This window comes from Brachybacterium sp. GCM10030252 (genome assembly GCF_042666535.1).
In the GTDB taxonomy this organism is placed as follows: Bacteria; Actinomycetota; Actinomycetes; order Actinomycetales; family Dermabacteraceae; genus Brachybacterium.
In genome coordinates, this window is record NZ_JBHTDM010000009.1 from 361,898 (window position 1) to 381,275 (window position 19,378).

Genomic DNA, 19,378 nt, shown 5'->3' on the forward strand with positions numbered 1-19,378 from the left:
TTACTCCTCCAGCTCGTCGGCGAGTCTGGTGATGATCCGGTCGGCCGCCTGGGCGGGTTCCGCTTGGCCCGAGTAGACGGCGGAGAACTGCTGGTTCACGAGTTCCTGCAGAGCGGCGATGGTGATCGGAGCGTCCGCGTATCGCGCGAAGGATCGTGCGTGGGGAAGCTGGTCGATGAATCCCTGCTCGGAGGGGTCGACGTCGACCTGGGTGAGGGTCCCGGCCGACGCGGGGTACTGCGGGTAGGTCCGGAAAGTCTCCGGGCTGAGCAGATGGGTGACGAACTCCCAGGCCGCCTCCGGCTCCTGGCAGTTCGCGTTGATGCCCAGGGCCCGGCCTCCCAGATGGGTCGCGCCGTCCTTCAGGCCCGCGGGCATCGGCGCGGTGAGCAGCTCCGCCTCGACGCTGTCCCGGGCCGTGCGGAAGGCCGCCGGGGGCATGAAGGTCATCGCGCAGGAGCCGTCATCGAGCGCGCCGATGATGCTCGGATCGCCGTAGTCGGTGACGGCCTGCATCGCGGTGGGAGTGATGCCTTCGGTGAAGAAGGCGGCGAAGTAGTCGATTGTCGCGGTCAGCTGCTCCGGGTCGACGCCCACACGCCAGAGGTCACCGTCAGCCTCGATGAGCTGGGCGCCGTGGGCCCATAGGTGGTAGTTGATCGGGAACCACTGGGCGCTGGAGAACTGTGCCCCGGCGGGGAAGACGAATCCGTGGATCTCCCCGTCGGAATCCTCGGTGATCCGTGCGGCAGTCTCGGCGAGTTCCTCCCAGTCCTGGGGCGTGCGGTCGATCCCGGCGCGCTCGAGCAGATCGGGGCGGTAGACCAGAGCCATGGTGTCCGCCGTCCACGGGATGGCCCACATCGACCCGTCATAGGTGGTCATATCCGTGGCCAACAGCTCGTCGGCGCCCTGGGGCGGGGAGCCGGTCAGCAGATCGTCCAGCGGTGTGAGGATCCTGGGCTCGGCCATGAAGGAGACGTCGGTGAACGCGAGCTGGGCGATGTCCGGTCCGGAGCCGGCGTTGGCCTCGCGGGCGAACTGCTGGGGATTGTTGGGGGAGAGGGTCTCCATGGTGACGCGGTAGTCGGGATGCTCCGCGTTCCAGGCGTCGATCGCTTCGACCAGTCCAGCGGCTTGGTCCGCGGGATCGAATTGGCGGAAGACCCGGTCCCCGTCGGTGTCCCCGCCGCTGCATGCCGATAGCGGCGCCGCCAGCAATCCGGCAGCGAGCACGGTACGTCTCCTCATGGCGCCTCCCCGTCGAGTACTGCCGGGGCGAACCCGGCGCGCACCGGATGTCCTGGGATCCGGTGCGCGCCAGTAGACATGATCAATTTGACATAGTCAATAGGTGCCCGCGAGGGCTTCGCGGCACGGCGGCCCGTAGCATCGGGCAGATGAGCGGGGCGAGCGAGACGGCTATGACAGGCGCGGTGCGTCGCGGGACGAACCTTCCTCGAGTCGCGGGATACAACCAGGTCCTGGTGCTCGACCTGATCCGGCGCGCGCCCGGGCTCAGCCGCAGCGACCTGGTGCGGCGCACAGGGTTGACGATGCAGACACTCTCGAACATCTGCCGTCGCCTGGTGGAGGCCGGGCTGATCCGCGAAGCCGGCCGAGTGCGTTCGGGCATGGGGGCACCGCGGATCGTCTATGAGGTCGAGCCCGAGGGGCGGTACGCCGTCGGCCTGCACATCGATCCTGCCCGGCTGACCTTCGCCGTGCTCGACCTCGCCGGGAAGGTGGTCGCCGAGCGGACATCGCCGGTGCCGGATCCTTCGGACCCGCCGCACGTTCTCGACGCCATCGACGGCGGCGTACGCGCTGTACTGAGAGAGCTCGAGATCCCGATGGATCGAGTGGCCGGGCTAGGGGTCGCCACGCCCGGCCCGATCGACGCTCCGCGCGGGGTGGTCGTCGCCCCGCCCCAGCTGCCCGGCTGGGATCTCGTCCCCCTGCGAGACGATCTCCAGGCGCGGTTGGAGATGCCCGTGGTGCTCGAGAAGGACAACACCGCGGCCGCCATGGGCGAGGTGTGGAAAGCCCCCCGGGACGGCGAGAGCTTCGCCTTCCTGTATCTGGGAACCGGTGCGGCCGCCGGGATCGTGCGGGACGGCGAGGTGCTGCGCGGCTCCGGGGCAAGCTTCGGGAATATCGCGCATATGGCTGCTGACCCCGACGGGCCGCACTGCTCCTGCGGCGGGCGGGGGTGCGTCAACGTCTCGGCCTGGCCGGGCGCGATCGTGGCCGACGGCATGGCCGCGGGTGCTCTGGAGCCCGTGGACACCGGCGATCCGCACGCTGTCGAGCTGGCGCTGGCCGAGCTGGCGCGCGCGAGCCGGGAAGTGCCGGATTCGTCCGCTGCCCAGGTCCTCGAGCGCGCGGCGGGCAGCTTCGCCCGGGTCGCCGTGCAGCTGGCGAACCTGCTGGACCTCGATGCGATCGTCTTCGGAGGGTCGCAATGGCCGGCGTTGGAAGAGACCTTCCTGCGGGTCGTGCCCGAGCTCGTCAATCGAGCGTTCATCGCTCGCTCGTTCCGCTCCGTCGAGGTGCGAGGCACCTCCGTCGGCGGGCCGGTCGGGGCGATCGGCGCCGCAGCGCTGGTGCTGCAGGAGACGATGTTCGACGCGACGGGACAGCTGCACCTGCAGTGAGCGGGAAGCCGGCTGACATCGAGACGGCGATCCTTCCCGGTACAGTGACCTGGCCGACGAGCGGCACCCGTCGGCAGGGGCTCTCGAGGACGGGGTGTGGAGAATGCGGAAGCCGGGCAGACGGCCGACATTGCGTGACATCGCTGAGTCCGTCGGTGTCTCGGAGACCGCGGCGTCTTTCGCCCTGAACGGCAGGCCCGGCATCTCGGAAGCGACCCGCAAGAAGATTCTCGACAGGGTCGAAGAGATGGGGTGGCGCCCGTCGCATGCTGCCCGGACCCTGTCCGGTGCGAAGTCCGGGACCGTCGGCCTCGTGCTGCCCCTGCGCACGGCGTCCCACGGCGACGCCGGCGAGACCCCGGCCGACGACTCCGAGGTCTTCTTCATGCGGCTGATGGTCGGGCTGCAGTCGGTGTTGGGTCCTGCGCAGCTCAGCCTGCTGATGCGCATGGTCGAGACCCCCGACGACGAGCTCGAGGTCTACCGCCAGTGGGACGGGGAGCGACGGGTCGACGGTGTCGTCCTGGTGGATCTGCGCGCCGAGGACGCCCGTCCCGCGCTTCTGGACGAGCTGGGCATGCCGGCGATCCTGGCGGGCGGACCGGACCCCGAAGCGCGGATCCCCTCCGTCTCCATCGACGACGGTGCTGCGATGGCCGCGGTCCTGGACCACCTGCAGCAGCAGGGCCTGCATCGGGTGGCCTACCTCTGCGGCCCGCCGGAGTTGGTGCATGTCTCTCGACGCATCGAGGCCTTCACGGCCGCGCGACGCGGCGGTCGGCTCACCGGGGAGGTCGTGGCCACCGACCTCACTGCCTCCGCGGCGGAGAGGGCAACGGTCCAGCTGCTGGAGGGCCCGGAGCGACCCGCCGCGATCATCTGCGAGAACGAGGTGGTCGCCGTCTCCGTCGAGCTCGCGCTGCGGTCGCGGGGCCACCATGTCCCGGGCGATGTCGCGATCGTCTCCTGTGAGGACGGGCCGGTGTGCGAGGCGATGCGCCCGCCGCTGACAGCTCTGCACCGTGACACGGCCAGGTTCGGCGCGGAGGTGGCGCGTGAACTGCTCGGCATCATCGGCGGCCAGGAGCCGCGCAGCGCCGAGCAGCGGGTGCCGGAGCTCATCGTGCGGGGCAGCACGGCAGCGCCTGCCGACTGAGTCCTGGTCGCCCGGGGAGGCTGCGCCGGCTCTCCCGGGCTCGAACTGCGACCCGCCGGGCACCTCGTCGTCGAGGGGCAGGCGGCAGGTGTCACCGAGCCGTGATGAGACGTCCGAGCGCAGTTTCCTGAGATCGGTCCGTTTGACCGCGCCCCGGCAGACATTGTATGTTCCTCGAACTAAAGGGATTTAGTTCCCTGTCTCCCCAGGCCACACATGGATCAGCGGAGGCCCGCGAGCCCGGCCCACAGCCCGTGCCCGGGGAGTCGCCCGGTCCCGATCGCCTCGATCCGACGGAGGATCATGCACACCCACCCGCAGTTCACCCTCGAGCGGATCGAGCGCGTGATGCGCGACCGGATCGCCCCGGCCCTGCACACGGCGATCGCCCCTGTCACGCTCTCGGCGTGGCAGGTCGACGGCGACGGCGAGCCGGTCCCCGCGGAGCACGCCCTCGGCGTGGCGCCGCTGCCCGGCCGGGAGAGCCCGCGCTACGAGACGTTCGAGATCGGGTCCACCTGGGGCCCGGCCTGGTCCACGACGTGGTTCCGGGTCCAGGGCAGGGTCCCGGCCGATGCCCCGGAGATCGTCGAGCTGACCATCGACCTGGGGTGGGAGCCGCACTCCGTCGGCGGCCATGGCGAAGCACTGGTCCATCGGGCCGACGGAAGCGTCGTCAAGGCCCTCCACCCCCAGCACGGCTGGCTGCGCCTGCGCGGGCCCGGCGCGCCCCGCGACCTGCTGGCCGAGGACGGCTCGTTCACGCTCTACCTCGAGGCCGCCGCGAACCCGCTGGTCCTGGGCTTGCCGCCCTTCGTGGTCACGGACGTCGGCGAGAAGGACACCGCGGACAGTTTCCGCCCCTACGTGCTGCGCTCCGCGGCGGTCTCCGCCTTCGACCCGGTGATCTGGGATCTGCTGCGCGATCTCGAGATCACGCGCGGCCTGCTCACCGAGCTCTCCGACCACGGCACCCGCTACTGGCGGCTGCTGGACGCCGTGGGCAGGGCGCTGGACGCCTTCGACGACGCCGATCCGCGCACGGCGCTCGCCGCCCGTGAGGAGCTGGCGCCGGTGCTCGCCGCCCCGGCGCATGCCTCCGCCCACCGGATCAGCGCCGTGGGACACGCCCACATCGACTCCGCCTGGCTGTGGCCGCTGCGGGAGACCCGCCGCAAGGTCGCCCGCACCGTCTCCAACGTCCTCGCTCTCATGGACGAGGACCCGGAATTCGTTTACGCGATGTCCTCCGCCCAGCAGTTCGCCTGGCTCGAGCAGGACCAGCCCGAGCTGTTCGAGCGGGTCCGTGAGCGCGTCGCCGAGGGGCGCTTCCTGCCCGTCGGCGGCATGTGGGTCGAATCCGACGCGGTAATGCCCACGGGGGAGTCGCTGGTGCGCCAGTTCCTCCACGGCACGAACTACCTGTGCGAACGCTTCGGGATCGAGCCCGACGGCGTCTGGCTGCCGGACAGCTTCGGGTACTCCGGCGCGCTGCCCCAGCTGGCCCGTCGCGCCGGGTTCGACTGGTTCCTGACCCAGAAGATCTCCTGGAACGACACCAACACGTTCCCTCACCACAGCTTCGACTGGGAAGGGATCGACGGCTCCCGGATCTTCACGCACTTCCCGCCGGTGGAGACGTACGCGGCCGAGGTCAGCCAGGCCGAGCTGCACCATGCCGAGCGCACCTTCCGCGACAAGATGCGCTCCTCCCACTCGCTGCTGCTGTTCGGCTACGGCGACGGGGGCGGCGGTCCCACCCGCGAGATGCTCGGCCGCGCCCACCGCGCCGCCGACCTCGAAGGCTCCCCGCGGGTGGAGCTGCGGGACCCGTCGCGATTCTTCGAGCTCGCCGACGAGGAGCTGCGAGAGGCCGGCGGCCCCGCCGTGTGGGCGGGAGAGCTCTACCTCGAGCTGCACCGGGGCACCTTCACCTCGCAGCTGGCCATGAAGCAGGGGAACCGTCGGACCGAAGCGTTGCTGCGCACCGTCGAGCACCTGTGGGCCGCTGCAGCTGTGCGCACCGGCGCCGAGGTGCCGCAGCGCGAGCTCGCCGAGATCTGGGAGACGGTGCTGCTGCACCAGTTCCACGACATCCTGCCCGGCACCTCGATCGCCTGGGTCCACCGGGAGGCGCGTGCCACCTACGCCGACCTCGAGCAGCGCTTGCGAGTCCTCGCCGGTCGCGCCGCGGCCGAGCTGACCGGGAGGGAAACCGCGTCCGGGGCCGCCGGTCCCGCGCTGCTGGCCCCGGCCGCCGACGGCAGTTGGCGGCGCACTCCGGCGCCGTCGATTCCGCCCGCTGGTGCCGTGGCGAACGGCGCTGACGGCGGCGGAGACGGTGAGGGCGGTGCGGCCGAGGGTGTCGCGCCCGTCGCCGGCACGGCCCTGGCCGCGGGGCAGACCCACCGTCTCGAGAACGGGTATCTCGCCGCCGACATCGACCACCGCGGAGCGATCACTTCCCTGCGCGACCTGCGGGCCGACCGCGAACTGGTGCCGGCCGGGCACGCGCTGGGGGTCTTGGAGCTCATGCGCGACCAGCCGGTGCGCTGGGACGCCTGGGACGTGGACCGCCACGTGCTCGAACTGGCTGCCGACTTCGATCCCGAGGTGCTCGTGCTGGTTCACTCCGCCGGCGCAGCCGACGGAACCGACGGAACCGACGGAACCGACGGAACCGGCGGAGCCGACGGGGCCGGCGCGGCCGACGGGCCGGATGCGGCCGGTCAGGCCGTCTCCGTGCGTCGCACCCGCGGCGCCTCCACCGTCGATCTGACGGTCTCCCTCCGCGAGAACGCCCCCGTCCTCGACCTGGCCGTGGAGGTCGACTGGCACGAGCGCGAGCACCTGCTCAAGCTCGCCCTGCCGCTGGACCTGCACACCCGCACCGCCCGCTACGAGACCCAGTACGGGTTCGTGGAGCGCTCGGTCACCGCGAACACCAGCTGGGACGAGGCGCAGTACGAGGTGAGCCAGCACCGGTACGTCCACCTGAACGAGCCCGGCTACGGCGTGGGTGTCGTCAACGATTCCTCCTACGGTCTGGACGTGCGGGCTGTGTCCGGCGGCACCGTCGTCCGGCCATCCTTGCTGCGCGCCGCCCGTTTCCCCGACCCGGGCGGTGATCTCGGCACGCACCGGATGCGCTTCGCGCTGGTGGCCGGGGGCCTGTCCGCCACACTCGAGGAGGCCTATCGCCTCAACGCGCCGGCGCTCGCCGACGTCCCGGATTTCGACCCGCTGGTCCAGCTCGATCTCGACGAGGGCACTGCGGCCGTGGACTGGATCAAGCCCGCCGAGGACGGTTCCGGCGACGTCATCGCCCGCATCGCCGAGCTCGCCGGCGGACGTGCCCGCGGCCGCCTGCGGGTAGCGGCAGACCTGGACGGGGCAGAGGTCCACGAGACCGATCTGCTCGAACGGCCCGCCCCGGCGAGTGAGCTGCCACGCGGACTGGACCGGGACGGCCCGGCCGCAGGGGCGCGGGTGAGCCTGCGGCCGTTCCAACTGCTGACCGTGCGGATCCGCCTGCCCCGACCGGCGTGATCCGTCCCGACCATTCCCGACCCACTCGTTACACCGGCTTCGACCATCACTGAACGAAGGAGTTTCACGTTGCACCATCGCATCGCACGTCGTACCGCCCTGACCGGCTCCGCCGCCGCCCTGACGGCCCTCGGGATCAGTTCCTGTGGGATCGGCGGGGGCTCGTCCGGCTCCGCCGGCGGCTCGGGCGAGATCGGAGGATCCATCCGGTTCCAGACCTGGAACCTCAAAGGCAGCTACGAGGAGTACTTCACCTCCCTCATCGACGCCTTCACCGAGCAGCACCCCGGCACCGAGATCGAGTGGATCGACCAGCCGGCCGAGGGCTACCAGGACAGCCTGTCGGCCGATGCCGCCGCCGGGAACCTGCCCGACGTCGTGGATATGGGGCCTGAGGCCGCCTACAGTCTCGCCTCCGCGGGCATGCTGCTGGACATCGCCGCCGAGGATTCCTCCCTCGAGTCGGACTTCCTGCCGGCGGCGTGGGAGTCGATGACCTTCGCCGGGATCGACGGGGGCACCTACGGCTTCCCCTGGTACCTCAACACCGGCCCCTCCTTCTTCAACACTGCCCTGTTCGAGGAGGCCGGGCTCGACCCGGACAACCTGCCGGCGACCTACGACGAGCTGTTCGAGCAGGCCGCCGTGATGGCCGAGAACACCAGTGCCTCGATGATCGGGCGCCTGCCCGCGATCGAGACCTTCGGCACCTACGGCGTCCAGCTCATGAACGAGGAGGGCACGGCTTTCACGTTCAACGAGCCGCGCGGCGTGGAGCTGCTGCAGAAGTACGTCGACCTCTACGAGGGTCAGGGCTTCACCGAGGAGTCCCTCAACGCCCTGCAAACGGGGGAGCTGGACTCCTTCAAGGCCGGCGAGCTGGGCTGGCTGCCCGGCAGCTCGTACACCATGAACGAGCTCAAGGAGACCGCTCCCGACGTGTACGAGACCGTCGCGGTGGCTCCGGCGATCGCCGACTCCGCGCCGAACATGTACATCGAGTCGCTGACAGTCAGCGCCCAGTCCCAGAACCGGGCGACGGCCCTGGCCTTCGCAGCCTTCGTGGCCAACCCCGAGAACCAGATGGAGTTCGCCAAGCAGGCCTCCGTCTTCCCCTCGACCGCCGGCTCGCTGGATGACCCGTACTTCACCGAGGACGACGGCAGTGACGAGGCGACCATCCGGGTCGAGTCCGCCCAGCAGGTGAAGGAGGCCGTCGTGTGGTGGCCGCCGGCGTTCTCCGGCGAGAGCTCCGCGGAGTACCTGCGCGAGCAGATCGCGCAGGCCGTGCTCGGCCAGCAGACCCCGCAGGAGGCACTGGATGCCTCAGTCGAGTACGCGAACCAGCGGATCGAGGGCGAGCAGTCCTGACATCGATCGTGCGCCATCGAGAGAGGTCCTTGTGAGTCAGACACCCACCACCACCGAACCGTCCCGGCCCGCAGCGGCCGGGGCGGAGCGGGCGGCGCCGCACCCGGCGGGCCGTCGGCGCCGGTCCCGTCACTGGGCGCGTTCGCCCTGGTACGTCCCGCTGCTGTTCAGCGGAGGAGCGCTGCTGGTCGTCACCGTGATGACGATCTTCCCGTTCTTCAACACGCTGGCGCTGTCGTTCACCGATGCCACCATGCTCCGCGGCGGCCGGTTCGTCGGCCTGCAGAACTTCCGGGACCTGCTCGGTGACGAACGCTTCGCCACCGCCCTGCTGAACTCCACCCTGTACGTGATCGTGGTGGTCCCGGTGATCGTGGTGCTGCCGCTGATCCTGGCCGCTCTCGCTGCCGGCGACGGGCGGCTGATGGGCTTCTTCCGCACGGCGTACTACATGCCCGTGGTGATGTCCGCCGTGGTGGTGGGTCTGATCTGGACCAACCTGCTCGAGCGCCGCGGCCTGGTCAACGAGACCCTGCAGTGGCTGCAGATGATCTCCGCGCCGATCCCGTTCCTCACCGATCGATGGCTGCTGCTGCTGAGTGCCATGTTCGTCACGGTGTGGATGGGTCTGGGGTACTACATGGTCATCTATCTCGCCGCCCTGGCGAGCATCGATCCTTCGCTGTATGACGCGGCCGCCATGGACGGCGCCGGGGTGGTGCGGAAGTTCTTGTCGGTGACCATTCCCGGGGTCCGCAACACCATGACCCTGGTGGCGATGTTCTCCTCGGTGGCGGCCTTCCGCGTGTTCGGAGAGGTCTACGTGCTCACCGGCGGCACCGGCGGCCCCGGTGGCGGCGTCCTGACCATGACCATGCTGATCCAGCGCGAGGGCACCGGGTTGCAGGCGCGCACCGGCTACGCCGGCGCGATCAGCCTGGTGATGTTCGTGATCCTCGCCGTGCTGCTGACGATCCAGATCGTCGTGCAGAACCGACAGGTGGAGAAGTCATGACCGGCACTACGCCGCAGACCGTCGACCGGCGGTCCCCGGACGGCCCCGCCCGGCAGGAGACCGGCCGTGAGGCCACCCGCCCGACCCGGCGCCCCCGGCCGACGCTCCGCAGCCCGACGGTCCTGCGCTACACGGTCCTGACGATCATGCTGGTCGTGCTCGCCGGACCGCTGCTGTGGCAGCTGTCGCTGTCCTTCAAGGGCCCGGACGACGACCTCTACCAGCGGCCGCCGCAGCTGCTCCCCTCCGATCCCACGTTCGAGAACTTCACCGGAGTGGCCGAGCGGATCCCGGTGCTGACCTTCGTGGCGAACTCCTTCATCGTCGCTGCGCTGGTGATCGGCGGGAACATCGTGCTGGCCACGGCTGCAGGATTCGCCCTGGGGAGACTGCGCTGGAAGCTGCGCCCGGTGGCGACCGGCGCCTTCGTGGCGGCCATGCTGGTGCCGCTGGAGGCGATCATCATCGCCCAGTTCCTGCTGGTGCGTTCGGCCGGCCTGACCGACACCCTGCTGGGCGTGGCCCTGCCGATGCTGGTGACACCGCTGAACGTGCTGCTGATGCGCAACGCGTTCCTGGGCATCCCCGACGAGATGGAGGAGGCGGCCGTCATCGACGGCGCGAACGCCTGGCAGCGCTTCCTGCGCGTGTGCGTGCCCCAGGTCAAGGGCGTCATCTCCGTGGTGGCGATCTTCGCCTTCGTCGGCTCCTGGAACGACTTCCTGTGGCCGCTGATCATCCTCACCAGCGAGCAGAACTACACCCTGACGGTGGGCCTGAACTACCTGCGGGGCACGTTCTACGACGACCCGCGCCTCATCGCCGCCGGCACCATCATCGCGCTGATCCCCATCATCGTGCTCTTCGTGGCACTGCAGCGGTACTTCATGCGCGGTCTCGAACAAGGAGGGATCAAGGGATGACGACCCCTGCCTCACCCCTGCGCTTCGGCGTGAACTACGTGCCCCGCGATGGGTGGTTCCATTCCTGGCTCAGCCCGCGCTGGGAGGAGGTACGTCGCGACCTGGAGACCATCGCCTCCCTGGGCATGGACCACGTGCGCATCTTCCCCTTCTGGCCGATCCTGCAGCCCAACCGCACCCTGGTGCGCGAGGAGGCTCTGGCCGACGTGCGCAGGATGGCGGAGATCGCCTCCGAGGCGGGGCTGGACGTGGCCGTGGACGTCATCCAGGGCCACATGTCCAGCTACGACTTCCTGCCGGCGTGGCTGACCTCCTGGCACGCGCGCAACATGTTCACCGACCCAGAGGTCGTCGAGGCGCAGGTCGAGCTGACCGCTCGGGTCCACGAATCCCTCGCGGACCTGCCGGCCTACTTCGCCCTCACCCTCGGCAACGAGGTCAACCAGTTCTCCGGGGATCCTCATCCCTCGCCGATGAGGGCCGACGCCCAGCAGGCCGAGGACTGGATCACCTCCCTGCTGGGGGCCGTGCCCTCCCAGGAGGGCCGGCTGCGGCTGCACGCCGAGTACGACGCCGTGTGGTACCTCGACGACCATCCCTTCCAACCCGCCCACGCCTCGCGCCTGGGGGACGTCACCGCCATCCACTCCTGGATCTTCAACGGCACCGCCCAGCAGTACGGCGGCATGTCGGGACAGAGCCTGCGCCACGGTGAGTACCTCACCGAGCTCTCGAGCGCCTTCGCCGCTCCCGGACGCCAGGTGTGGCTTCAGGAGATCGGCGCGCCGCTGAGCGTGCTCGAGGAGTCCGACGCCGCGGCCTTCTGCACCGCCGCCACCCGTCACGCGGCCGATAGCCCCGACCTGTGGGGCGTGACCTGGTGGTGCTCGCACGACGTGGACCGCTCCCTGGCGGACTTCCCGCCGCTGGAGTACTCCCTGGGTCTCATCGACGCCGCCGGGGAGGTCAAGCCCATCGGTCGGGCTTTCGCCGAGGTCGCCGCGGAGCTGCGGGGCCGCCCGGAGGCTCCTGCCGCGCGCCGCGAGGCCGTGGTCATCGACGTCGACGAGCAGGACGTCCCGCTGCGGCGGGCCGACGCAGCCCCCGGCGGCGCCGTGTTCACCGCCTGGAACGACCTGGCCGCCGAGGGGATCCGGCCCGCCGTGGTCACCTCTCGCGTGGCCGCCGACCCGCAGGCCCTGGCCGAGCGCGGCATCGACCGCGTCCACCGCGTCGAGCCCGGCGAGGGGAGCGGGTACTCGGCCGTGTCGGACTCCGAGGCGCTGGGGGTGGGCTCATGAGCGCCGCCTCCGCGCCCCGGGTCCGGTCCGCGCTGGCGGCGATGACCACCCGGCAGAAGGTCGGCCAGCTGAACCAGCGGCTGCTGGGATGGCACGCCCTGCGCCGCAGCGCCGACGGCTTCGCCCTCACGGACGAGGCCCTCGCCGAGATCGAGCACTGGCAGGGGATGGGCGCCCTGTACGCCCCGATGCGCGCCGACGCGTGGTCCGGCCGCTCCTGGACCAACGGCGGAATCCGCCCCGAGGAGCGCGCCGAGGCGATGGCCACGATCCAGGACGCCGTGCGCGCCGCCCACCCGCAGGGCGTCGGCGCGCTGATCGCCGAGGAGGCCCCGCACGGCCACCAGGCGCTCGGCGGCACCGTGCTGCCGGTGAACCTCGCCGCCGCGGCGAGCTGGGACCCGGATGCCCTCGAGGAGGCGTCCTGTGCCGTGGCCGCGGAGCTGGCCGCCAGCGGCGTGCACCTGGCCCTGGTCTCCGCCCTGGACATGCTGCGCGACGGCCGCTGGGGACGATCCGAGGAGACCTTCGGCGAGGACCCGCTGCTGGCCGCCACCCTCACCGCCGCGATCGTCCGCGGCATGCAGGGGATCGGCGGAGCGAGTCTGGGCGGGGACGGCGTCGGCGTTGTCCTCAAGCACCTGGCCGCCCAGGGCGAGGCCGTCGGCGGCCGCAACGGCCAGTCCGCCCACCTGGGCCCGTACGACCTCGCCGACATCCACCTGCCGCCGGTGCTGGCCGGCATCGAGGCTGGCGCGGCCGGGTTCATGGCTGCGTACAACGACATCGACGGCGTCCCCTGCTGCGGCAATCCCGAGCTGCTGACCGGCCTGCTGCGCGAGCAGCACGGCTTCGAGGGCATCGTCATGGCGGACATGTTCGCCGTGGACCGCCTGGCGGGGATGACCGGCGACCTGCCGACCGCGGGCCGTGCCGGCCTGCTGGCGGGGGTGGACCTGTCCCTGTGCGACGAGGGCTTCACCACGCTCGACGAGCTCGCGGCCACGGACGAGCGGGTGGCCGCCCAGGTCGACGTCGCCGCCGCGCGCGTGCTCGCCCTCAAGGACCGCTTCGGTCTGCTCGCGCCGCCGCCCGAGCGCGGGGCGGAGGCCGCCGCCGAGCGTCTGGAGGTCGCCCGGGCACACACCCGCGCGGCGTCGCGGCAGCTGGCGAGCTCCTCCCTGGTGCTGCTGGAGGACGACCACGGGGCCCTGCCGCTGGACCCCTCGGTCCTGGAGCGTCTCGCCGTCGTCGGCCCCTACGCGGACGACGTGCCCTGCCTGCTCGGCGACTATGTCGCCCCGCAGCCCGCCGGCAGCGCGCTCTCGGTCGCCGCGGCGCTGGCCGCGGCCCTGCCGGAGGCCGACGTCCAGGCCATCCCGTCGGCCGCTCCCGGCGAGCTCGCCCGCGCGGACCTCTCCGGCGCCTCGGCGATCGTGGCCGTCCTCGGCGGCACCAGCCACCGCTCCTACGACGACGAGTTCGCCGAGAACGGGGCGATCGCCGGCCGGGCCGGCAGCGCCACCGGCGGCGAGGGCGTCGACCGTGCCGACATCTCCCTGCCCGGTGAGCAGGACGCCCTGATCCGTGCCGTCCGCGCGGCCGCCCCCGCAGGGGTGCCCGTGGTGGCCGTGATCGTGGCGGGGCGCCCGCACGTGCTGACCGAGGTGGTCCAGCAGGCCGACGCCACCCTCTGGGCCGGCTACCCCGGCCCCTTCGGGGGCGAGGCGATCGCCGACCTGCTGCTGGGCCGGGCCGAGCCCGCGGGCCGCCTGCCCATGACGCTGCCGCGGCACCCCGCGGTGCTGCCGCTGCGGTACAACGACCGTCACGAGGCCTCCTACCAGGACGTGCCGGATCCGGTGCTGTTCGGTTTCGGGCACGGTCTGCGCCATCACCGCGTCGAGGTGACCGCGCTGGAGGCGACCGTCGGCCCCGAGCAGGTTCGGCTCACGATCACCGTGACCAGCGGCGCCGACCGGCCCACCGCGGCCCCCGTGGCCGTCTTCGGCCATCGTCGCGGCGGCACCCGCATCCCCCGCCGGCGCGAGCTGCTGGCCCTGGGCCGGGTGGAGCTCGAGCCCGGCCAGTTCCGACGGATCGAGCTGACCTGCCCGCTCGAGCGATTCTTCGCCGATCCCACCGACCCGACCTGTGTCACCGAGCTCGACGCCGACGGCTGCACCCGCACCGTCGTCCCCGCCTGAACTCCGGAAGGACCGAGTACCCATGCCTGAGCCCACCCCCTCGAACCCCGCGACCGTCCACGGCGCGCCCGCCTCCCGTTCCGCCGTCTCCTCGGTGCAGGCCGCTGCCCGCGGCCCGCTCGGGGCCCGCTGCTCGCGCCGGACCCTGCTGGTCGGTGCCACCGCCACCGCGGCGGCCCTGGCCGCCTTCGGCGCCACCGCCACCGAGGTGCTCGCCGCCGACACCCTCCCGTGGACCGGGGAGCGCGCCCCCGGACAGAACCAGCCCTCCCAGCGCGCCTACAACCCCGACCAGGTCCTGGCCTGGGATCCCAGCACCGATCCGGATGCCGAGCTGCTGCGCGCCCGCGTGCCGCTGCAGGAGCGCGCCGCCGTGCTGGCCGCCGCGCAGCGCGATCCGGAGCTGCCGGCCGAGACGCAGTCCCTCGTCCTCGCCGGCGACTACGGCAACGCCTTCTTCGAGAGCCACCCCTACACCGACGTCTTCGCCCAGCACCTGTTCGAGTACTGGCAGTACGCCGACGTCCACGCCTCCTGGCACGGCATGGCCGCCGTGGGCACCCCGAAGGAGCTCTACGACCCGGAGGAGGAGTGGACCGAGCGCTGGTTCGAGTTCGGTGCGGTCAACCTCCCCAATCCCGGCTACACCGACGCCGCCCACCGCAATGGCGTGCGCATCCTGGGCACCGTCTTCTTCTCCGACAACGACCGCGGCTCCCAGCACTACGCCGAGCTGCTGGTGCGGGACGAGGACGGCAGCTTCCCCGCGGTGCGGCAGCTGGCGCGCATGGCCGAGTACTTCGGGTTCGACGGGTATTTCGTCAACCAGGAGCAGGTCAGCGTGTCCATGGACGAGAGCGAGCGGACCACCTACCGCGAGTTCCTCGCCGCCCTGCGCGCCGAGGGACTGTACGTGCAGTGGTACGACTCGGTCACCGACGCCGGCACCATCGACTACCAGAACGAGTTCAACGCGAACAACAGCCCCTGGGTGATCAACGACGAGCAGGGCCGCGTGGCCGACTCGATCTTCCTGAACTACTGGTGGGACCATGAGATGCTCACCGATTCCGCCGATCACGCCCGCTCGCTCGGCCTCGCGCCGCGCGAGGCCGTGTTCACCGGCGTCGAGGCCGGCATGTACCAGTTCGACCAGCCCTACGACCTGCGTGACGTGCGCGGCGAGGACGGCACGCCGATGACGGCGATCGCCACCCTGGGCAGCGACTTCACCCACTCCGACATGGACGGCAAGACCGACAACGCCCTCCAGCACGAGGCCTTCGATCGGGCGCGCCAGTGGTGGACCGGCACCCGCGAGGGCGCCGGCGCCCCGGCCGAGGACGCGTGGCAGGGCATGAGCTCCTACATCGCCGAGCGCAGCGCCATCACCGGCACCGCCTTCCACACCGGCTTCTCCACCGGGCACGGCCTCGGGTACTGGCGCGAGGGCGAGCAGGTCTCCGGCGCCGAGTGGGGCAACATCGGCGTCCAAGACCACCCGGTGACCTGGCAGTGGTGGTTCGAGGGCGACGGCGACCTGCGCGCCGACTTCGACTACGGGCCGGACTACGTGTCCGCAGACCGCTTCGGCTACATGCCCGTCGGAGCCTACGAGGGCGGCTCCTCCCTGGTGATCGAGGGCACCCTGGAGGGCGAGGCGACCCTGCGACTGTTCCGCACCGAGCTCGAGGTCACCGCGACCAGCGCCGCCGAGCTGACCGCCCAGGTGCCCGCCGGGGACGTGGAGCTGTCTCTGGCCGTGGCCTTCGCCGACGACCCGGCCACGCTGGTCCGGCTGCCGCTGGACGGCGAGCTCGCGGCGGGGGAGTGGGGTCGTCTCCGCGTGGACCTCGCCGAGCACGCCGGCCGCACCCTCATCGCCCTCGCGGCCGGTCTGCACACTGCCGAGGAGCAGACAGTGCAGATCAACCTCGGCGCCCTGACCGTGGCCCCCGACACCCTGAAGGCCCCGAAGCGGCCGCACGGCTTCGCGGTCCGTCAGGCCCTGACCGCCACCGGGGAGCTGCTGCTGGGCTGGGAGCTCGGTGACTTCGCGAAGATCTCGCGCTACGAGGTCTCCGCCGACGGGGAGCACCTCGGTGCCGTGTTCTCCGACGTGCTGTACGTCAAGGACTTCGCCGGCACCAGCGGGACGCTCGAGCTGGTAGCCGTCGGGCACGACGGGCAGCTCAGCCGCCCCGCCACTCTCGACTACGACCTGAGCGCCGGTGCCGGCGAGGTCGAGGCCGAGGCCGCCGAGAACGGCACCATCACCGTCCGCTGGTCGCAGCCCGGCCACCCCAGCACCCGCGTCACCGTGGAGGCCCTGGACGCCGGCACGAGCCCCTTCACGGCGACCGTCAAGCCCGCCAAGGGTGCCACCAGCGTGCAGATCACGGGCGCTCCCACGGCCGGGGGACGGTTCCTGGCCACCGTCGACGATCGCCGGGTCACGCCGGTCTCCGTGATCGCCGCCTTCGTCGACACCGAGGTCGAGCCCTACCCGCAGGATTTCGCGGAGTTCGACGGCACCACCCTGACCCTGCGCCGGCCCGCGCTGGATGACTGGTCGACTCTGACCGTGACCGAGGACGGCGAGCCGCTGCGCTTCGAGACCACCTACAGCCAGGGCGAGCGCGACCACTGGATCCGCGGGCGCGCCGACCGTGGCTCCCTGGTCCAGGAGCTCGCCTCCGCGGAGTCCCGTGTGGTCGCAGTGCTGGAGGACTACGCCGGCAACCGAGCGGAGACCGTGCTGCGGGAGGGCTGAGCGCCCTCCGCGGACTCATGCCGGCGGGCCGGGCCTCCCGGACGGGCCCGGCCCGCTCGTCCCGGCAGCGGGAGCGGCGGCGATATGTCCCGAGTTGGCGCGATCCGCACGGTTTCCGGGACGACTCTGTGGCGTTCGCGACGCCGTGGCGCAACCTATCGGGGCGGTATCCGGCCTAGTCTGACTCCCCATGAACGGAACCGGACCGGCTCCTGCCCGCGGGCGGATGCAATGGATGGACCTCCTGCGCGGAGTGGCCATCCTGCTGGTGATGACCCTCCACATCAGCCTCGTCCAGCAGGTGTGGGACGGTCCCGCGCCGCACGGAGCCGTCCTGGTCTCCGAGGCCGCGGCCCCCTTCCGGATGCCGATCCTCCTGTTCGCCTCCGGGATCCTGCTTCCCAGGGCACTGGCCAAGCCCACACCGCGGTTCCTGGCCGGCAAGGCACGCAGTCTGCTGTGGCCCTGGCTGCTGTGGTCCTTCGTGATGCTGCCCCTGGCGGGCTGGCAGATGGCGAAGGATCCGTACTGGTGGAGCAACGGGATGTACACGTGGTTCCTGCTGGCGCTGTTCGTGTACTACGTCATCGGGCTCGTGACCCAGAAGATCAACCCCGCCTGGATCGCGGTGGCGAGCGTGGCGCTGTGGACGCTGCTGCCGCCGATCGGGGTGCACCTGGACCCCTACATCTACCGGCCCGACAAGTTCCTGCTCTATGCGGTCTTCTTCTTCGCCGGAGCGGCTCTGCGCAAACCGCTGACCTCCCGTAACGTGCCGCTGCCGGTTCTCGTGCCCGCTACTGTGGTGGCTCTGGGCTGGGCGGCCTACGCCGTCTGGCTCGACCGCGCCCCGCTGACCCCGGTGATCTCTCAGATCGCGATGCTGATCGGCGTGGTCGCTGCGATCGGTATCGCGCAGCGCCTGCCACGGTTCTGGCTGGTGCGCGGCCTCGAATGGATCGGCCGCAACTCGGTGGTGGCATACCTCGTGCACCTGCCCATCGCCGAGCTCCTGGCCCGCTACCTGGCTCTTCCCGCCGGCTCGGTCGGCTTCGCGATCTCCTTCACGGTCACGCTCGGCGTCTGCCTGCTGGCGATCCGCCTGCGGCCGTGGACGTCCTTCCTCTATGCCTTCCCCAGCCTCGACGGTGCCCGCGTTCCCCAGCGTGCCCGGGAGGCGGCGGCAGCAGCGACTGCGCCCGGTCTGGGTGCTGCGATGGCCGACGACGCCGCAAAGGTGCCGGCGGGAGCTCCTGCTGCGGTGCCCGCCGCCCCCGTCGACGCGTCGGCCCCTGCACAGGACGCGTCGCCGTACGCTCGGTGATCCGACGCCCGGTGATCCGACGCTCGGTGACATGAGGCGTGACCGCAGCGACGGCGGCGCCCGGCGCACCCTGTCCTGACAGCGGCGTTCTCCGTGCACTGCCGGCGCGAGGAGATTCCGCTCGCATCGCCCGCGGTAGCCGTTAGCGCCCAGCGTGCATGATCGCGCGTTCGCGTTATGTCAGCACTGATGCGCGGCGAGCCGCTCTCGCTGGAGCACGAGAGATTCGCGGGCGAGTTCCTGACGGGCCGGACCCTGGGAGCGCCGCGCGGCGTGCGGTGACCGGGTGGGCCGGTGAGGCTACCGCGCTCGCGCTCCGGTGTCAGTCATCCCCGGGCCCAGCGCCGCTCTTCGCCGGAGTGGATCCGCCCGCGACCTGCTTTAGGACTCTCTCGCGCGCCCGGCTCAGATGGGTCGCCAGTGCGGCTCGCGCACCGTCCACATCGCCGTCGCGGATCGCCGTCATGATGGCGTCGTGCTCGCTGACAACGGTGGTGGGGGAGGTGCGTCGATGCGCCGCGTACTGCCCCATCGTCAAGTGGATCTCCCCGGCGATGATCTCGTACATGCGGCTGAGCCGGTCGCTGGCGACGCCGTTGACCAGAGCCCAATGGAAGTCGATGTCGTACTGGACCTGATCGCGGAAATCCGCTCGTTCGGCGGCCTGGGTCATTGCTGCCTGGGCACGTGCGACGTCGTCGGTGAGATTCCGAGCCTGCGCCAGGTGCGCCGTCGCGGCGGATTCGAACGTCTCCCGGCTGAAGAACAGGTCCTCGATCTCGCTCGCGTCGAGCACGGGCACGGAGGCGGAGCGGTGCGCGGTGCGTCGCAGGAGGCCGAGGGAGGTGAGACGCTCGAGGCATGCTTTCGCCGTGGGACGGGCCACGCCGTACTCGCCGGCCACCCGCTGTTCGGTGACCTTCTCGCCCGGGACGATCTCGCCGTTGATGATGCGCTCACGCAACGAGGCGAACAGGGCCTCGGTCAGTGACGCTGGCCCGAGCTTGAACTGGCTCGATGGTGTCGACACGGCGACTCCTCTTCCGTCCATGCCGCCAACACCGGCGACGTTCCCTGCGGACACTACACATGTCCGGCATGT

Annotated in this window: 12 protein-coding genes; 10 read left to right on the forward strand and 2 right to left on the reverse strand. The window is 71.1% G+C overall.

Going from position 1 to position 19,378, the window contains the following annotated elements; genetic code table 11:
- Entirely contained in the window at positions 1–1,251 is a 1,251-nt protein-coding gene (locus ACFQRJ_RS10290; protein ID WP_377018956.1) for an ABC transporter substrate-binding protein, read from the reverse strand.
- Positions 1,252–1,400: 149 nt separating this feature from the next.
- On the opposite strand from ACFQRJ_RS10290, the gene ACFQRJ_RS10295 reads away from it, so the two are divergent.
- The 10 genes from ACFQRJ_RS10295 to ACFQRJ_RS10340 all read left to right on the forward strand — a co-directional run bounded on the left by ACFQRJ_RS10295 (position 1,401) and on the right by ACFQRJ_RS10340 (position 18,276).
- Positions 1,401–2,657 carry an ROK family transcriptional regulator gene (locus tag ACFQRJ_RS10295; RefSeq protein ID WP_377018957.1) on the forward strand — a complete coding sequence of 419 codons (1,257 nt, stop codon included), beginning with the start codon at positions 1,401–1,403 and terminating at the stop codon, positions 2,655–2,657.
- Positions 2,658–2,787: 130 nt separating this feature from the next.
- Positions 2,788–3,813: a LacI family DNA-binding transcriptional regulator gene (locus tag ACFQRJ_RS10300; protein ID WP_377018958.1), complete on the forward strand. Its 1,026-nt coding sequence runs from the start codon at positions 2,788–2,790 to the stop codon at positions 3,811–3,813.
- Positions 3,814–4,116: 303 nt separating this feature from the next.
- The gene (locus tag ACFQRJ_RS10305) at positions 4,117–7,362 is read left to right on the forward strand and encodes an alpha-mannosidase (protein WP_377018959.1); all 3,246 of its coding nucleotides are present in this window, start codon (positions 4,117–4,119) and stop codon (positions 7,360–7,362) included.
- A gap of 69 nt (positions 7,363–7,431) precedes the next feature.
- The gene (locus tag ACFQRJ_RS10310) at positions 7,432–8,733 is read left to right on the forward strand and encodes an ABC transporter substrate-binding protein (RefSeq protein ID WP_377018961.1); all 1,302 of its coding nucleotides are present in this window, start codon (positions 7,432–7,434) and stop codon (positions 8,731–8,733) included.
- Between the two features lie 31 nt (positions 8,734–8,764).
- Entirely contained in the window at positions 8,765–9,748 is a 984-nt protein-coding gene (locus ACFQRJ_RS10315; RefSeq protein ID WP_377018962.1) for a carbohydrate ABC transporter permease, read from the forward strand.
- Positions 9,745–10,671 carry a carbohydrate ABC transporter permease gene (locus tag ACFQRJ_RS10320; RefSeq protein WP_377018963.1) on the forward strand — a complete coding sequence of 309 codons (927 nt, stop codon included), beginning with the start codon at positions 9,745–9,747 and terminating at the stop codon, positions 10,669–10,671. The genes ACFQRJ_RS10315 and ACFQRJ_RS10320 overlap by 4 nt, the downstream gene beginning before the upstream one ends.
- Positions 10,668–11,972, forward strand: coding sequence for a glycosyl hydrolase (locus ACFQRJ_RS10325; RefSeq protein WP_377018964.1), 1,305 nt, complete (start codon positions 10,668–10,670; stop codon positions 11,970–11,972). The genes ACFQRJ_RS10320 and ACFQRJ_RS10325 overlap by 4 nt, the downstream gene beginning before the upstream one ends.
- Positions 11,969–14,179, forward strand: a complete 2,211-nt coding sequence (locus ACFQRJ_RS10330; RefSeq protein ID WP_377018965.1) for a glycoside hydrolase family 3 N-terminal domain-containing protein — start codon at positions 11,969–11,971, stop codon at positions 14,177–14,179. Before ACFQRJ_RS10325 ends, ACFQRJ_RS10330 begins: the two co-directional genes overlap by 4 nt.
- A gap of 22 nt (positions 14,180–14,201) precedes the next feature.
- A complete protein-coding gene (locus ACFQRJ_RS10335; RefSeq protein ID WP_377018966.1) occupies positions 14,202–16,952 on the forward strand; it encodes a hypothetical protein in 2,751 nt (916 codons plus the stop codon).
- A gap of 190 nt (positions 16,953–17,142) precedes the next feature.
- Entirely contained in the window at positions 17,143–18,276 is a 1,134-nt protein-coding gene (locus tag ACFQRJ_RS10340; RefSeq protein ID WP_377018967.1) for an acyltransferase family protein, read from the forward strand.
- Between the two features lie 322 nt (positions 18,277–18,598).
- On the opposite strand, the gene ACFQRJ_RS10345 is transcribed toward ACFQRJ_RS10340, so the two are convergent.
- Positions 18,599–19,306, reverse strand: a complete 708-nt coding sequence (locus tag ACFQRJ_RS10345; protein WP_377018968.1) for a GntR family transcriptional regulator — start codon at positions 19,304–19,306, stop codon at positions 18,599–18,601.
- Between the last annotated feature and the right edge of the window lie 72 nt (positions 19,307–19,378).

Excerpts from the sequence above, each read along its gene's own strand:
- ACFQRJ_RS10320 (WP_377018963.1), top strand. The coding sequence starts at position 9,745 with ATGACCGGCACTACGCCGCAGACCGTCGACCGGCGGTCCCCGGACGGC.
- ACFQRJ_RS10325 (WP_377018964.1), top strand. The coding sequence starts at position 10,668 with ATGACGACCCCTGCCTCACCCCTGCGCTTCGGCGTGAACTACGTGCCC.
- ACFQRJ_RS10340 (WP_377018967.1), top strand. The coding sequence starts at position 17,143 with ATGAACGGAACCGGACCGGCTCCTGCCCGCGGGCGGATGCAATGGATG.
- ACFQRJ_RS10330 (WP_377018965.1), top strand. The coding sequence starts at position 11,969 with ATGAGCGCCGCCTCCGCGCCCCGGGTCCGGTCCGCGCTGGCGGCGATG.
- ACFQRJ_RS10295 (WP_377018957.1), top strand. The coding sequence starts at position 1,401 with ATGAGCGGGGCGAGCGAGACGGCTATGACAGGCGCGGTGCGTCGCGGG.
- ACFQRJ_RS10335 (WP_377018966.1), top strand. The coding sequence starts at position 14,202 with ATGCCTGAGCCCACCCCCTCGAACCCCGCGACCGTCCACGGCGCGCCC.
- ACFQRJ_RS10305 (WP_377018959.1), top strand. The coding sequence starts at position 4,117 with ATGCACACCCACCCGCAGTTCACCCTCGAGCGGATCGAGCGCGTGATG.
- ACFQRJ_RS10290 (WP_377018956.1), bottom strand. The coding sequence starts at position 1,251 with ATGAGGAGACGTACCGTGCTCGCTGCCGGATTGCTGGCGGCGCCGCTA.